Source organism: Bacillus sp. SIMBA_031, from assembly GCF_046535225.1.
Classification (GTDB): Bacteria; Bacillota; Bacilli; order Bacillales; family Bacillaceae; genus Bacillus; species Bacillus velezensis.
In genome coordinates, this window is the sequence record NZ_JAWRXC010000006.1 from 14,732 (window position 1) to 30,317 (window position 15,586).

The window sequence follows — 15,586 nt, forward strand, 5'->3', positions numbered from 1 at the left end:
GTTAAAAAGAGAAAGTGTATGTATGGCCATTAAAACGGGAGGTTATACGAGTGGAGAAAATAGAAGTTTCAGAGAATGACGGACAGCATCTGTTTTTGAAACCGCTATTAAACGCCTCAACGCTGCTGATTACATTCCAAGGAGAAACAGAAGCCTTAACGGTCTCAATTAACGGACAGGGAGAAATGAGAAAAACGTCGGTTTCAAAGGAAAAATCTAATTTGACCTTTTACGGAAACCAGACGGAAATCATCCATCTCCTGCATGGTGATGTCTCTTTGCAAAAGCTTATCCAAAGCGGAAAACTCAAAGTGAAAGGATCATTCAGAGCTCTGCTGAAGCTGGAGGCCATCCTCTGGCTGACAAACGGATTTTTTCAGGCGATCAGTAAACGGCCGTAACTGCCAATCTACTATGTGACAATAGCTTCCAATATTTATTTTATTGACTTTTTATCATTCGCCGTGCTATTCTACAGTAAGAATTTCCGGACGAAAATACGATATGTTTTCTCTTATCAAGAGAGGTGGAGGGAAGTGCCCTATGAAGCCCGGCAACCATCAACAATGTTGAAATGGTGCCAATTCACTCGAAGCGGTCTGCTTTGAAAGATGAGAGAAAGGCCTTTTTCAATCAGCCTTTCTGCTCATTTATGCAGAAAGGCTTTTCTTTTGCGGAGAAACCCGGAAGATTTCTTAGAATAGTGTAAGGCGGGTGATTGCTTTGATCCATCTTCAAAATGTTTCAAAAATTTACAAAGCGAAGCATGGGGATGTCAATGCTGTCCAAGATGTCACTCTTGATATCAAAAAGGGCGAAATATTTGGAATTATAGGATATAGCGGAGCTGGTAAAAGTTCCTTAATCCGTCTCCTGAACGGCCTTGAAAAGCCGACGTCGGGAACCGTGGAAGTCGCGGGGACGGAATTAAATAAAGTAAGCAGCCGCGGACTGAGAAAAGCGCGCCAGGAAATCAGCATGATCTTCCAGCATTTTAACCTTCTGTGGTCGCGCACCGTCCGGGAGAACATTATGTTCCCGCTGGAAATCGCCGGCGTGAAAAAAAGCGAACGGATCCGCCGCGCTGATGAATTGATTAAACTGGTCGGATTAGAGGGGAAAGAAAAGTCTTATCCGTCGCAGCTGAGCGGCGGTCAAAAGCAGCGTGTCGGCATCGCCCGGGCGCTCGCCAATAATCCGAAAGTCCTTCTGTGCGATGAAGCGACATCAGCGCTTGATCCGCAGACGACCGATTCAATTTTGGATCTTTTATCCGATATAAATGACAGACTCGGTCTGACGATCGTGCTCATTACCCATGAAATGCACGTCATCCGAAAAATCTGCAACAGAGTCGCCGTCATGGAAAACGGGAAAGTCGTTGAAGAAGGCGAAGTACTCCAAGTTTTCAGAAACCCGCGCGAACCGATGACCAAGCGTTTCGTTCAGCAGGTGACAGAACCGGAGGAGACGAAAGAAACCATCCAGCATTTTCTGCAGGAAACAGCGACAGGAAAAACGATTCAGCTTTCATTTGTCGGGCAGGCCGCCGAGCAGCCCCTCATTACGGAAATGATCCGAAACTTTGATGTGGACGTCAATATTCTGCAGGGGAAAATTTCACAGACGAAGGACGGAGCCTACGGTTCTTTATTCATTCATATTGACGGTCAGGAAAAAGAAGTAGAAAACGTGATCCGGTTCATCAAAGACAAACAGGTAGAAGCAGAGGTGATCACAAATGTTTGAAAAATGGTTCCCGAACGTTGATATAACCGAGCTGTGGACGGCCACATACGAGACCCTTTATATGACGGTCATCGCATTAGTTTTTTCATTTATCATCGGAGCGATTCTCGGTCTTCTGCTCTTTTTAACGGGCAAGGGAAGCTTATGGGAAAATAAAATCATTAACACCGTGATCGCGGCGGTCGTTAATATTTTCAGGTCTATTCCGTTTCTTATTTTAATTATTCTGCTTCTCGGCTTTACTAAGATTTTGGTCGGATCGATTTTAGGGCCGAACGCCGCATTGCCGGCGCTGATTATCGGCTCCGCGCCGTTTTACGCCCGTCTTGCGGAAATTGCGCTCCGGGAAGTCGATAAAGGAGTCATCGAAGCTGCCAGATCAATGGGAGCAAAGACATCGACGATTATCTTCAAAGTGCTGATTCCTGAATCAATGCCTGCGTTAATTTCAGGCATCACCGTTACGGCCATCGCCCTGATCGGATCTACCGCCATTGCCGGCGCCATCGGTTCAGGCGGACTCGGAAACCTTGCATATGTAGAAGGCTACCAGTCCAATAATACGGATGTAACGTTTGTAGCGACAGTATTTATACTCATCATCGTCTTTATCATTCAGATTATCGGTGATGTGATTACAAATATAATAGACAAAAGATAAGGGAGGATTTACATTGAAAAAGATTGTATTAAGTGCGCTGCTGCTTGTGTTCGCAGGAGTTTTGGCCGCCTGCGGATCAAACGGCTCAAATAAAAAGGAAATCGTCGTCGCCGCCACAAAAACACCGCATGCTGAAATCTTAAAAGAAGCGGAACCGCTCTTGAAGGAAAAAGGCTACACATTAAAAGTAAAAGTGCTGAACGATTACAAAATGTACAACAAAGCGTTAGCTGATAATGAAGTGGATGCGAACTTCTTCCAGCACGTTCCTTACCTTGAACAGGAAATGAAAGAAAATAAAGATTACAAACTCGTGAATGCCGGAGCCGTTCACCTTGAGCCATTCGGAATTTACACGAAAAAATACAAATCACTGAAAGACCTGCCTAAAGGCGCGACCATCATCATGACTAACAATGTCGCTGAACAAGGCCGTATGCTGGCGATGCTTGAAAAAGCCGGACTGATCACACTTGATCCGAAGGTAAAAACGATTGAAGCCACTACGAAAAACATTACGAAAAACCCGAAAAACCTGACATTCAAAAAAATCGCCCCTGAATTAACGGCGAAAGCATATAATGAAGAAGAAGGCGATGCAGTCTTCATTAACGTCAACTATGCGATTCAAAACAAACTGAATCCGTTAAAAGATGCGATTCAAGTGGAATCAACGAAAAACAACCCGTACGCAAACATCATCGCCGTACGCAAAGGTGACGAAAAATCAGAGAAAATCAAAGCGCTTATGGAAGTGCTTCACTCTAAGAAAATCAAAGACTTTATTGAGAAAAAATACGACGGAGCTGTGCTTCCCGTATCTGAATAAAACGAAAACCCCGGATGAATCATCCGGGGTTTTTTTCGGGTATTAATCGGAGAACTGTCCATAATAAAAAGGAAGGTTAACGATTGGAGGGAATGGCAGTGGCTCAATACCAGGATAACGGAAAAAGCGTGCACGACGCACTGAAACAATATAAAGAAGGTTTAGGTATATTCGAGCAAAAAATGCCGATGATGGGGCGGAAGTTTAATGAATTTACTGAACAGTGTTTCTCAGCGGATTCATTAACTGAAAAAGAGAAACAATTAATCGCTCTGGGCATCAGCATCAGCGCTCAAGATGAATTTTGCATGATTTATCATACGAAGGGCTGCCTTGACCAAGGGGCGACAGAAGAAAACATCCTTGAGGTCATCAGCGTCGCAGCGGCATTCGGGGGCGGCGCGGCTCTCAGTCAGGGAGTGACCCTCGTACAGCAGTGCATTCAGGAATTCGGACATACGACGCATTAGAAAGAGCAATCGTGTGAATACCGTTTTTCAGATAAAGCGAGCGCCGGATTCCGGCACATTCGAAAGGATTCAGGGGCACACTCCCTTTGGCCGGAGCAGCGGATCATTGTTACAATAGAAACAAATAGATGAAGGGATTGATTCATTATCTGCACCAGCCACGAGAGACTGGACCTTGACTATACGCCTGAAATGGAAAAAGCGATGCAGAAGTCACACGGCATCGGCTACGAGGAATACGGACGGCGTCTTTCAAAAAGGATGGAAGTCGAACGGCAGAGGGAGCTTGAATATCAAAAAAGCAAGTTCCTCGCAGCGCAGCTTAATGAGAAAATCGGTCAGTAAAAAAGGGTGGATTTCCGCCCTTTTTCTGTTTCAAACAGCTTTAATTACGCCTTGATCTTTGATAAACTTTAGGAATGTTCCGGGTAATATAAAAAGTTGTATTTACTTTTCATTTGTTATAAAATTAGAATGAGAATAAATTGAGAATAATGATTATATATTTTGGAGGTATAGATATGGCTGCTTCAACATTAACGATCAAGGATCTTCACGTTGAAATCGAAGGAAAAGAGATCTTAAAAGGTGTAAACCTTGAAATAAAAGGCGGCGAATTCCACGCTGTCATGGGGCCGAACGGTACCGGTAAATCCACGCTTTCAGCAGCGATTATGGGACACCCGAAATACGAAGTTACAAAAGGCAGCATCACGCTTGACGGCAAGGATGTACTGGAAATGGAAGTGGACGAGCGCGCTCAGGCGGGTCTTTTCCTTGCGATGCAGTACCCAAGCGAAATCAGCGGTGTGACAAATGCCGATTTCCTTCGCTCTGCGATTAACGCACGCCGTGAAGAAGGCGATGAAATTTCTCTTATGAAATTCATCCGCAAAATGGACGAAAACATGGAGTTCCTTGAAATGGACCCTGAAATGGCGCAGCGTTACCTGAACGAAGGTTTCTCAGGCGGGGAGAAAAAACGCAACGAAATCCTTCAGCTTATGATGATCGAGCCGAAAATCGCCATTCTTGACGAGATCGATTCAGGTCTTGATATCGATGCGCTTAAAGTCGTTTCTAAAGGAATCAACAGAATGCGCAGCGAAAACTTCGGCTGCTTAATGATCACTCACTACCAGCGCCTTCTGAACTACATCACGCCTGATGTCGTTCACGTTATGATGCAGGGACGCGTAGTGAAATCCGGCGGCGCGGAGCTTGCACAGCGCCTTGAAGCGGAAGGTTATGACTGGATTAAACAAGAACTGGGCATTGAAGACGAAACTGTAGGCCAAGAAGCGTAAGCGTTAGGGGGATAATCATGACATTGGAAACGAAACTATCCGTAGATCAGGAATATGTCAAAGGCTTTTCCGAAAAGCATCAAGAACCTGCCTGGCTGAAAAACCTGCGCTTACAGGCTCTTGAAAAAGCTGAAGATCTGCCGCTGCCTAAGCCTGATAAAACAAAAATCACAAATTGGAACTTTACAAAGTTCAACAAGCATACAGTAGAAAATGCGCCGCTTGCTTCTTTAGAAGATTTAGCTGATGAAGCAAAAGCGCTGATCGATATCGAAAACGAAGACAAAACGTTATACGTGCAGCGTGACCAAACGCCCGCTTTTCTTTCTCTTTCTAAAGAACTGAAAGACAAAGGAGTCATCTTTACGGACATCTTAACGGCTGCCCGTGAGCACAGCGACCTCGTTGAGAAGTACTTCATGAAAGACGGCGTTAAGGTCGACGAACATAAACTGACCGCGCTTCATGCAGCATTAATGAACGGCGGGGCATTCCTTTATGTTCCTAAAAACGTTCAGGTGGAGACGCCTGTTCAGGCCGTTTACGTTCATGAAAGCAATGACACGGCATTGTTCAACCACGTGCTGATCGTCGCTGAAGACCACAGCTCCGTCACTTACGTTGAGAACTACATCAGCACGGTGAATCCGAAAGAAGCTGTATTCAACATTATCAGTGAAGTGGTCACAGGTGATAATGCCAGCGTGACGTACGGAGCCGTTGACAACCTGTCAGCAGGCGTCACAACATACGTCAACCGCCGCGGAGCCGCGCGCGGACGCGACAGCAGAATCGAGTGGGCGCTCGGACTGATGAACGACGGCGACACGATTTCTGAAAATACGACAAACCTCTACGGAGACGGCACATACGGCGATACGAAAACCGTAGTTGTCGGAAGAGGAGAACAGACGGAAAACTTTACGACGCAGATCATCCACTTCGGTAAGGCTTCTGAAGGCTATATCCTGAAGCACGGAGTCATGAAAGATGCCGCATCTTCCATCTTTAACGGAATCGGCAAAATCGAGCACGGCGCGTCGAAAGCAAACGCTGAACAGGAATCCCGCGTTCTGATGCTGAGTGAAAAAGCACGCGGAGATGCAAACCCGATTCTTTTAATTGATGAAGACGATGTAACTGCAGGACATGCGGCATCTGTCGGCCGTGTGGACCCGATCCAGCTTTACTACTTAATGAGCCGCGGAATTCCGAAAGAAGAAGCGGAGCGCTTAGTCATTTACGGATTCCTTGCTCCGGTGGTAAAAGAGCTTCCGATTGAAGGAGTTAAGAAACAGCTCGTCTCCGTCATCGAAAGGAAAGTAAAATAATGAATATCACCGATATTCGTGAACAGTTCCCGATCCTTCATCAGCAAGTGAACGGACATGACCTCGTGTACCTTGACAGCGCGGCGACTTCCCAGAAGCCGCGTGCTGTCATTGAAGCAGTGGATCAGTATTACAGCAAATACAATTCCAATGTCCACAGAGGCGTTCATACTCTTGGCACGAGAGCGACAGACGGCTATGAAGGTGCGCGTGAAAAAGTCCGTAAGTTTATCAATGCGAAATCAATGGCTGAGGTCATTTTCACAAAAGGCACGACAACTTCACTGAATATGGTGGCGCTGAGCTATGCCCGCGCCAGCTTAAAACCCGGTGATGAAGTGGTCATCACCCAAATGGAGCATCATGCGAATATCATTCCGTGGCAGCAGGCTGTCAAAGCAACCGGCGCGACTTTAAAATATATCCCGATGCAGGAAGACGGCACGCTTTCGTTGGACGACGTCCGGCAGACTGTCACAAGCCATACGAAGATCGTGGCAGTCGCTCATGTGTCAAACGTGCTCGGCACGATCAACCCGATTAAAGAGATCGCCAAAATCGCTCATGACAATGGCGCGGTCATCGTGGTGGACGGGGCGCAAAGCACACCGCACATGAAAATCGACGTTCAGGACTTGGATTGCGACTTCTTCGCGCTTTCTTCCCATAAAATGTGCGGCCCGACGGGAATCGGCGTGCTGTACGGCAAGAAAGAACTGCTTGAGAATATGGAGCCGGCCGAATTTGGCGGCGAGATGATCGACTTTGTAGGGCTTTATGAATCAACTTGGAAAGAGCTTCCGTGGAAATTTGAAGCAGGCACGCCGATTATCGCAGGCGCGATCGGATTGGGAGCCGCGATTGATTTTCTTGAAGAGATCGGACTCGACGAGATTTCCCGGCATGAGCATAAGCTTGCAGCCTATGCGCTTGACCGTTTCGAGCAGCTAGACGGCGTGACGGTATACGGTCCGAAAGAGCGGGCGGGACTTGTGACATTTAATCTTGATGAGGTTCACCCTCATGATGTCGCGACTGTCCTCGATGCTGAGGGCATTGCGGTCAGAGCCGGACATCATTGCGCCCAGCCGCTCATGAAATGGCTGGATGTATCTGCTACTGCGAGAGCGAGTTTTTATCTGTATAATACAGAGGAAGAGATCGATAAGCTCGCGGAAGCCCTCCAAAAGACAAAGGAGTACTTTACAAATGTCTTTTAATGCAAATTTAGATACATTATACAGACAAGTGATCATGGATCATTACAAAAATCCGCGCAACAAAGGGGTTTTGGATGACAGCATCGTCGTCGATATGAACAACCCGACTTGCGGCGACCGGATCAGACTGACAATGAAGCTTGACGGCGATACCGTTCAGGAAGCGAAGTTTGAAGGGGAAGGCTGTTCTATCTCCATGGCTTCAGCTTCCATGATGACGCAGGCGATTAAAGGAAAAGATATTGATACCGCCCTTTCCATGTCTAAGATTTTCTCAGACATGATGCAAGGGAAAGAGTATGACGACTCGATAGATCTCGGGGATATTGAAGCTCTTCAAGGCGTTTCGAAATTCCCGGCCCGGATTAAATGTGCCACCCTTTCATGGAAAGCACTTGAAAAAGGAGTCGCTGGCGAAAAAGGCGGCAATTAAAAGATTGGAGTGAAAATGGATGGCTAAAAAAATGCCTGAAATTGGTGAATACAAGTACGGTTTTCACGATAAGGACGTTTCCATTTTCCGTTCAGAGCGCGGATTGACAAAAGAAATCGTAGAAGAAATTTCACGCATGAAAGAAGAGCCTCAATGGATGCTTGATTTCCGCCTGAAATCTCTTGAGCATTTCTACAACATGCCGATGCCGCAGTGGGGCGGGGATTTAAACTCTTTAAACTTTGACGAAATTACGTATTACGTAAAGCCGTCTGAGCGTTCAGAGCGTTCTTGGGATGAAGTGCCTGAGGAAATTAAACAGACATTCGACAAACTCGGTATTCCTGAAGCTGAGCAAAAATACCTTGCCGGTGTTTCTGCACAGTACGAATCCGAAGTTGTTTACCACAATATGAAAGAAGATCTTGAAGAGCAAGGCATCGTCTTCAAAGACACAGACAGCGCGCTGAAAGAAAATGAAGACATTTTCCGCGAGCACTGGGCGAAAGTCATTCCGCCGACTGATAACAAGTTTGCGGCGCTGAACTCAGCTGTTTGGTCCGGCGGATCTTTCATCTACGTGCCTAAAGGCGTGAAGGTTGAAACACCGCTTCAAGCTTACTTCCGCATCAACTCCGAAAACATGGGTCAGTTCGAACGTACGCTGATCATCGTTGACGAAGAAGCAAGCGTTCATTACGTAGAGGGCTGTACGGCTCCTGTGTACACAACAAACTCGCTTCACAGCGCAGTTGTTGAAATCATTGTCAAAAAAGGCGGCTACTGCCGTTATACAACAATTCAAAACTGGGCGAACAACGTTTACAACCTAGTAACGAAACGTACGGTTTGTGAAGAAAACGCGACGATGGAATGGGTTGACGGAAACATCGGTTCTAAATTGACGATGAAATATCCGGCTGTCATTCTGAAAGGTGAAGGCGCGCGCGGCATGACGCTCTCTATCGCTCTTGCGGGCAAAGGGCAGCATCAGGACGCAGGTGCGAAAATGATTCACCTTGCACCGAATACGTCATCCACAATCGTATCAAAATCGATTTCTAAACAAGGCGGAAAAGTAACATACCGCGGTATCGTCCACTTCGGACGAAAAGCGGACGGCGCCCGTTCAAACATCGAGTGTGATACGCTCATTATGGATAACAAATCAACTTCTGATACAATCCCTTACAATGAAATCCTGAACGACAACATTTCATTGGAGCACGAAGCAAAAGTATCAAAAGTTTCTGAAGAACAGCTTTTCTACCTGATGAGCCGCGGTATTTCTGAAGAAGAAGCAACAGAAATGATCGTTATGGGCTTCATCGAGCCATTCACAAAAGAACTTCCGATGGAATACGCAGTTGAAATGAACCGTTTGATTAAGTTCGAAATGGAAGGTAGTATCGGATAACCTATATATATCAAAGGTTTGAGGGGTTTCATCCCGTGCCAACTTGGTGGCGTGCCAAATTTGTGCCAAGTTGACCTTATCTTTTAGTATAGGAGGCGAACTTTTGAAGTTCGTCTTCTTCTATTTTTCGGTAATATCAAGATAAGGATCAGCTGTTGTTTTGATGGTTTTATGCTCCAAGCGATGTAATTTCTAAAATTACTTCAAGCTGAACAAAGGTTCATTCCTTTACATTTGCTTTTTTATCCTCAAGCTGATCCTTTCACAACTTTATCAAAAAGCATATTGCGATCATTTATTGTTTGTCCATAATATTTTCTTTCTTCAACTTTTGCTGCTTCTATTTTCTGCTTCCTTTTTTGTAAGGCTTACTAATTTTCCATCCTTGTGTACCCCTGCCTGCCATTTTCCACTGGCTAACTTTCTGAAGTTTGCCATGACACCTTTTCCCCTTTCCATCCTTTAAAGCAATTTCGATAAGGCCCCTAATTTTGATTTTTCTTCTGTTGTCAGAAGCCTGTCCTTAAAAAATAGTGGATCATTAGAATCTAATAAATGATCAAGTTTCAATCGTTCGTCTCTAACTCGTAGCATAACCGTTGTTCAAACTTTTCAGGTAATTCCTGTATATGCTCAATAATATCCTCTGTTTTTTCACCTTGCATAGTTATATTTAAATTCATATATCCTGCTGCTTTCATCAAACCCTCGTATGGAACTTCTAAGCTTTTTTAATACTTCAATTGATGGTTAATCACGTTTCCCACCTTTTTATTAACACAAAACAGTCTAGGATAGGATGTTAAACCACCTTATTATTCATTTTTATCCATATAATGGTGAAATCAAAAAAATACGGCTTGTTTTAGGTGAACAAAGCTACATCAATCATCAATATCATGAGGAGACAGTCGTACTGCTGACGAAAATATGATAGTTGAACCCTTGGAATCGCTTATGGTGTGATTTCAAGGGTTTTGTTTGTTTTGTGGGATTTGAGATTAATCATGAGTAATTTGGTTTTAGCGGTTTGATGTCGTTTGTGGAAACAAAAATAACGTTGAATAGGGGATGCATTTTTGCAATGATGGTTTAACAAGTTGGTGCGGAAGAGTGAAGAAACAAGGATTTAAAATAGTTTCAGCAGGCATTTTTTAAAGCAATAATGAAATATATAAATATTTCATATTATCGTTGACGAAGCAAACTCGATATGTTTTAATATGTAATATATAAATATTTCAAAAAATAATTTCTATGATTAGGGGCGATTTATTTGGAGAAAAGAAAATTAAATGAATTCGTAACATTCGTTCCTGGTATTAATCCAACAAGAGCACAAAAGCAGTTTGAAACTCGAAAAATAAATTATTATGACCAAGCGTCTTTTGAAGCGGATTATAATCGTGAGGACGTAGCTGTTGAAGAAAAGGCAAAACCTTTATTTCAAAGTAACCTATCGTTAAATGAAGGTGATGTTGTTATCAGTAACTCATTGCAGCTAGCAACAATTGTCGGTGAAAATAATGTTGGTAAAGTGTTGTCCCTCAATTTTACGAAAATAGAGTTTGATAGCGAACAACTTGATAAGAGATATTTTCTTTACTTATTTAATGCTCATAAAGATGTGAAGCGACAAAAAGAAAGGGAGTTACAGGGGAGTGGTCTTGTTCTAAGAATTCCGCTTCGTGCCCTTGGGGAAATGATCGTTCCAGTTGTTCCGATCGAGGAACAGAAGAAAATAGGCACTATATACGTAGAAACAATGAAGCTACAAAATAAGTTAAGCCAATACGCAGACTTGATAGGGCAGTTTACGAGCTCGGTAATAGAAGGAACATTAAAGGGGGAGTAATTAAATGAAAAGTCAATCGGAATTAGCATTTGAAAATGAAGTTATCGATTATTTGACCAAAATCGGTGGAGTAAAACAATGGGAATACAAAAAAGACATTAAAACAACTGAACAACTTTGGGATAACTTTAAAATAATCCTAGAACAAAACAATAGCGCTCGATTAGATGAGCCCTTGTCTGTTACTGAATTTAACCAAGTGAAGAAAATCATCACAAGTATCGAATCACCTTACCAGGCCGGACAGTTTTTGTATGGCGTTAATGGTGTTTCTGAAATTGAAGTTGACCTTGATAATGGTAGACATGTGTTCTTGACAGTATTCGACCAAGCCCAAGTCGGTGGCGGGAATACCGTTTATCAAGTAGTGAATCAAATTAAACGGCCAAAAGTTGTTGATGGTAAAACGACTCGCAGGTTTGATGTGACTTTGCTCATTAATGGTTTGCCGATTATTCAAATCGAATTAAAGAAAGCACTTCATAGCGCTACGAAATCTTTAAATCAGATGGAACAGTATATAGCTGAAAAACAATTCAGCGGTATCTTTTCAACTTTGCAGATTTTAATCGCGATGACACCGTTTGATATTCGTTATATGGCAAATACCCCACTCCAAAACTTTAACCGAGCTTTTGCTTTCAACTGGCAAAACGAAGATGATGCTCGCCCTATTCGATCATGGAAAACATTTGCGGATAAAGTGTTGTCCATTCCAATGGCCCATGATTTGGCAACACGTTACATGGTACTAGATGGTACAAAAAACAAAGAAAGTATCAAAGTCATGCGTCCGTATCAAGTCTATGCCACAAAGCGTGTGCTTGATAAAGTTAGAAAGTTTGACTTTAAATATGATGGTGGTAAACTAGGATACATTTGGCACACGACAGGTTCAGGTAAAACAATCACAAGTTTTAAGACAGCGTGGCTGGCAAGCCGTCTATCAAATGTAGATAAAGTGATCTTCTTGGTTGACCGGATCGCACTCACCAACCAAACAGCAGATGCTTATAAAGCCTATGATCCTGTTGCTGGTTTTGAAGGGAAAACTGGTGTGGTGGGTGACACAGCCAATATCTCAGATCTTCATCGCAAACTAACGAAGAAAAGCGATAAGAACATCATTGTAACAAGTATCCAAAAAATGTCGCGTTATGTAGCGCGGGACAGCTTCAAGCCACTTAATGAAAATATTCTTTTTATCGTGGATGAAGCCCACCGTTCAACTGGCAGTGGTACTGAAAATGAAGGGATGCTTGAAACGATTCGAAAAGCAATTCCTAATTCTGCTTGGATTGGTTATACTGGTACACCAAAATTCCCCGAAACACGAGAAATCTTTGGTGAACTATTACATGCATATACCATTAAAGAAGCTATTGCGGATAAAAATGTATTAGGGTTTAACGTTGAATTTAAGGAAACGATCGAGGCTCCCGAAGATCCTACCGAAGAGGATATTGATGATAATATTCGTGGTAGTGTTTACGACTATAGTCCAGAACATGTGAAGTTAGTAGTGAAAGACATCTTTGATAATTGGAAGAAACGTTCAAATGATCGTAAGTATAATGCCTTGTTTACAGTCCACGTTGGTGGTAATAAAGCAAGTACACCAAGAGCGATGGAATATTTTGATAAGTTTGCTGAAGAAAATGCGAATCGTCCAGCAGATCAACGGTTAAAAATTGCAGTAAGTTTCTCAGCAGACACATCCAATAGTATTCATCAGCTGAAAACGAACGAAAACTTGCACAGAGCCATCAAAACCTATAACGCAATGTTTGGCACAGCTTTTGATATGACTACAGTTAAAGCCTACACAGAAGACTTAGCACGACGTTTGAACAAGACAGCTGATGATGGCAACTATTTAGATTTGGTCATTGTTGTGGATCAACTTTTGACCGGTTTTGATGCGCCTGAGATGAATACGCTCTATATTGATCGAACGCTAAAGGGAGGGAACTTGATTCAGGCATACTCACGTACAAATCGAATACATAACGTTGTCGATAAGCCTTGGGGAAATGTCGTGAATTTTCGTTGGCCGGAGCAAAACGAGTATGAAATGAATAAGGCTTTTGCTATTTATTCAAATCGTGCATCTGCCGACGAACAACTTTCACTTGAAGAATTGAAGAAAGGCAACGAAGAGTCTGGTATCACTTCCAAACCATTTAGCAAGGTCCAAGCTGAGATGCAAGAAGTCATCAAGAAGCTTTCCACACTCACAGACGATTTTATACAATTACCACCAAGTGAAAAAGCACAGGATGAAGTTTTTGAGAATCTGAAAGAGTATAATCGTTTATTGAGTCAGTTGAAACAATATACCGTAGATGATGACCAAAATCCTATTTCTGCCTATGATAATCCTGAAGAGTTCTATGAACGTTTAGGTATTACTGAAGAGCAGGAAGTCATTTTAACAACTGTCATTGCTGGTGAGTTGAAAGAACGACGTGCGAAGCGAGAAGACATTGATATTTCGCAAGTCAATCTCTCTATGGTTCATATTCACGATGTGACCATCAACTATGATTATTTGATTGAGTTGATCGCCCAGATGGCTGACGAAGTACACGCAAACAAAATGTCGGAAGCGGAAAGTACACGTGATGAAATCCATCTTGAAATTGCCAAGTCTGACAATGAAAAAGAAAAATCTAAGATGAGTCATTTTGTATCTAAGATTTTCTCGAAAGAGTTTGAATTTGATCATTATCCAGCACCACGAAGTGTTGAGAAAATGAACCAAGCAATGGATAAAGCACAAAAGGATACGAATATCCAACTTGTAACGAACTTCATCCGCACTTGGGGACTTGATAACAGTACAAAGCCTAAGGAACTTGAAAACTTGATTAAGAAACACCGATTAGGTCAAGAGGATATGGATAAACAAGGGGAGTTAACAGCAATCATGAATGACGCAAGAGCTGATTATAAAGAAATCGCAGTTGAAGAGATTGCAGCTTTAAGCTGGGTTCGGTATCGCATTGAATTTCGTAAAGCATTTTACGAAATGGCTGACGAAATTAAGAAGGGAGAATAGTCAAGTGATAAAATTAAGCCTACTACAAAAAGGAGATCAGAAATGAGCGAGAAAATATCAAAATCACCTCAAATAAGATTCGCAGGATATACAGATGCTTGGGAACAACGAAAGTTGGGAGATAAGCTAAAAGAATTTAGTATTAAGACAAAGACTGAAAACGAATATCCTGTTCTATCAAGTACAAATTCTGGGATGGAAATTAGAAATGGTCGAGTCTCGGGGACATCAAACCTAGGATATAAGATTATTGAAGATGGTGATTTAGTATTGTCGCCACAGAATCTTTGGCTTGGAAATATTAACGTTAATAACATTGGTAAAGGAATTGTATCACCTAGCTATAGGACGTTTAAATTTATAGATTTAGATAGCCAGTTCATCGAACCACAACTTAGACTTCCAAGAATGTTGGAAGAGTACAAAAATGCTTCAACACAAGGAGCGAGTGTTGTTCGTCGAAACCTTGAATTAGAGTCGTTTTATCAAATCCCTATACGAGTACCTAGTTGGAAAGAACAAGAAAAAATAGGTTCATTTTTCAAACAACTGGAGGATACCCTCACCCTTTATCAGCGTGAGTTGGAACTGTTTAAGGATACGAAAAAGAGTCTACTTCAAAAAATGTTTCCGAAAGATGGAGCCAATGTTCCTGAAATTCGCTTTGAAGGATTTACTGATCCTTGGGAACAGTGTAAGTTGGGAGAGGTTTTTGAACAGACTTCAGAATACGTCAACCCGAAAGTAGAAAACCTTGAATTGTGGAGTCTAACAGTTGAGAATGGCCTTACGCCGAAAACAGAGCGCTACAATAGAGAATTTTTGGTTAAAAAGGAAGATCAATTCAAATCTGTTTCAGATAACGAATTTATTTATAATCCGATGAACATGACTTTAGGTGCTGTTGATTTGAATTTAACTGGTAAAAAAGTTGCTGTTTCAGGATATTACATCACTATGAAAACAACTGAGAACTATGACAGCAAGTACTTCGGTATCTGGCTAAAAACACCTCTAGCAATAAAGATGTATAAGATGTTTGCAACTGGTTCTTTAATAGAAAGGCAACGAGTGCAGTTTCCAACCCTTTCACAGATAACAGCTTCAGTTCCTTCAAAAGATGAACAAGCTAAAATAGGAAATTTTTTTAAACAACTTGATGACACTATCGCGCTTCATCAGCGTGAGTTAAATTCGCTTAAAAATGTGAAGAAATCGCTGCTTCAACAAATGTTTGTATAAAAAAGGAGATG

15 protein-coding genes and 1 riboswitch are annotated in these 15,586 nt (G+C 42.5%); of the genes, 14 read left to right on the plus strand and 1 reads right to left on the minus strand.

Features of this window, described 5'->3' with window-relative positions:
- The first annotated feature begins 50 nt into the window (after positions 1–50).
- The 11 genes from SB724_RS15130 to sufB all read left to right on the plus strand — a co-directional run bounded on the left by SB724_RS15130 (position 51) and on the right by sufB (position 9,417).
- Entirely contained in the window at positions 51–401 is a 351-nt protein-coding gene (locus SB724_RS15130; RefSeq protein ID WP_007410085.1) for an SCP2 sterol-binding domain-containing protein, read from the plus strand.
- Between the two features lie 110 nt (positions 402–511).
- A riboswitch (SAM riboswitch) is annotated at positions 512–618 on the plus strand.
- Between the two features lie 105 nt (positions 619–723).
- On the plus strand, positions 724–1,749 hold the full coding sequence (gene metN, locus SB724_RS15135; protein WP_174737189.1) for a methionine ABC transporter ATP-binding protein MetN: 1,026 nt from the start codon (positions 724–726) through the stop codon (positions 1,747–1,749).
- The gene (locus SB724_RS15140) at positions 1,742–2,410 is read left to right on the plus strand and encodes a methionine ABC transporter permease (protein ID WP_003151851.1); all 669 of its coding nucleotides are present in this window, start codon (positions 1,742–1,744) and stop codon (positions 2,408–2,410) included. The genes metN and SB724_RS15140 overlap by 8 nt, the downstream gene beginning before the upstream one ends.
- Before the next feature lie 13 nt (positions 2,411–2,423).
- Positions 2,424–3,239, plus strand: coding sequence for a methionine ABC transporter substrate-binding lipoprotein MetQ (metQ, locus tag SB724_RS15145; protein WP_032876641.1), 816 nt, complete (start codon positions 2,424–2,426; stop codon positions 3,237–3,239).
- A 92-nt stretch (positions 3,240–3,331) separates the two neighbouring features.
- Positions 3,332–3,709 carry a carboxymuconolactone decarboxylase family protein gene (locus tag SB724_RS15150; RefSeq protein WP_031306536.1) on the plus strand — a complete coding sequence of 126 codons (378 nt, stop codon included), beginning with the start codon at positions 3,332–3,334 and terminating at the stop codon, positions 3,707–3,709.
- 192 nt (positions 3,710–3,901) lie between these two features.
- Positions 3,902–4,054: a YuzK family famiily protein gene (locus SB724_RS15155; protein WP_003151857.1), complete on the plus strand. Its 153-nt coding sequence runs from the start codon at positions 3,902–3,904 to the stop codon at positions 4,052–4,054.
- A 176-nt stretch (positions 4,055–4,230) separates the two neighbouring features.
- Complete coding sequence (gene sufC, locus SB724_RS15160; protein WP_003327022.1) at positions 4,231–5,016, plus strand: Fe-S cluster assembly ATPase SufC; 786 nt, start codon at positions 4,231–4,233, stop codon at positions 5,014–5,016.
- Positions 5,017–5,033: 17 nt separating this feature from the next.
- A complete protein-coding gene (sufD, locus tag SB724_RS15165) occupies positions 5,034–6,347 on the plus strand; it encodes a Fe-S cluster assembly protein SufD (protein ID WP_007613603.1) in 1,314 nt (437 codons plus the stop codon).
- Entirely contained in the window at positions 6,347–7,567 is a 1,221-nt protein-coding gene (sufS, locus tag SB724_RS15170) for a cysteine desulfurase SufS (RefSeq protein ID WP_007410089.1), read from the plus strand. Before sufD ends, sufS begins: the two co-directional genes overlap by 1 nt.
- The gene (sufU, locus tag SB724_RS15175; protein ID WP_003151877.1) at positions 7,557–8,000 is read left to right on the plus strand and encodes a Fe-S cluster assembly sulfur transfer protein SufU; all 444 of its coding nucleotides are present in this window, start codon (positions 7,557–7,559) and stop codon (positions 7,998–8,000) included. Before sufS ends, sufU begins: the two co-directional genes overlap by 11 nt.
- 19 nt (positions 8,001–8,019) lie before the next feature.
- Positions 8,020–9,417 carry a Fe-S cluster assembly protein SufB gene (sufB, locus tag SB724_RS15180; protein ID WP_007410090.1) on the plus strand — a complete coding sequence of 466 codons (1,398 nt, stop codon included), beginning with the start codon at positions 8,020–8,022 and terminating at the stop codon, positions 9,415–9,417.
- A 566-nt stretch (positions 9,418–9,983) separates the two neighbouring features.
- On the opposite strand, the gene SB724_RS15185 is transcribed toward sufB, so the two are convergent.
- Positions 9,984–10,118 (minus strand): hypothetical protein, encoded by a 135-nt coding sequence (locus tag SB724_RS15185; RefSeq protein WP_410571772.1) that lies wholly within the window; start codon positions 10,116–10,118, stop codon positions 9,984–9,986.
- 575 nt (positions 10,119–10,693) lie between these two features.
- Between SB724_RS15185 and SB724_RS15190 the strand changes: the two genes are divergently transcribed.
- Genes SB724_RS15190 through SB724_RS15200 form a run of 3 tightly spaced genes read left to right on the plus strand, consistent with a single transcriptional unit; the run spans position 10,694 to position 15,575 of the window.
- Positions 10,694–11,272 carry a restriction endonuclease subunit S gene (locus tag SB724_RS15190; RefSeq protein WP_410571774.1) on the plus strand — a complete coding sequence of 193 codons (579 nt, stop codon included), beginning with the start codon at positions 10,694–10,696 and terminating at the stop codon, positions 11,270–11,272.
- A 4-nt stretch (positions 11,273–11,276) separates the two neighbouring features.
- The gene (locus SB724_RS15195; protein WP_410571776.1) at positions 11,277–14,333 is read left to right on the plus strand and encodes a type I restriction endonuclease subunit R; all 3,057 of its coding nucleotides are present in this window, start codon (positions 11,277–11,279) and stop codon (positions 14,331–14,333) included.
- Between the two features lie 42 nt (positions 14,334–14,375).
- The gene (locus SB724_RS15200; RefSeq protein WP_410571778.1) at positions 14,376–15,575 is read left to right on the plus strand and encodes a restriction endonuclease subunit S; all 1,200 of its coding nucleotides are present in this window, start codon (positions 14,376–14,378) and stop codon (positions 15,573–15,575) included.
- Positions 15,576–15,586 lie beyond the last annotated feature (11 nt).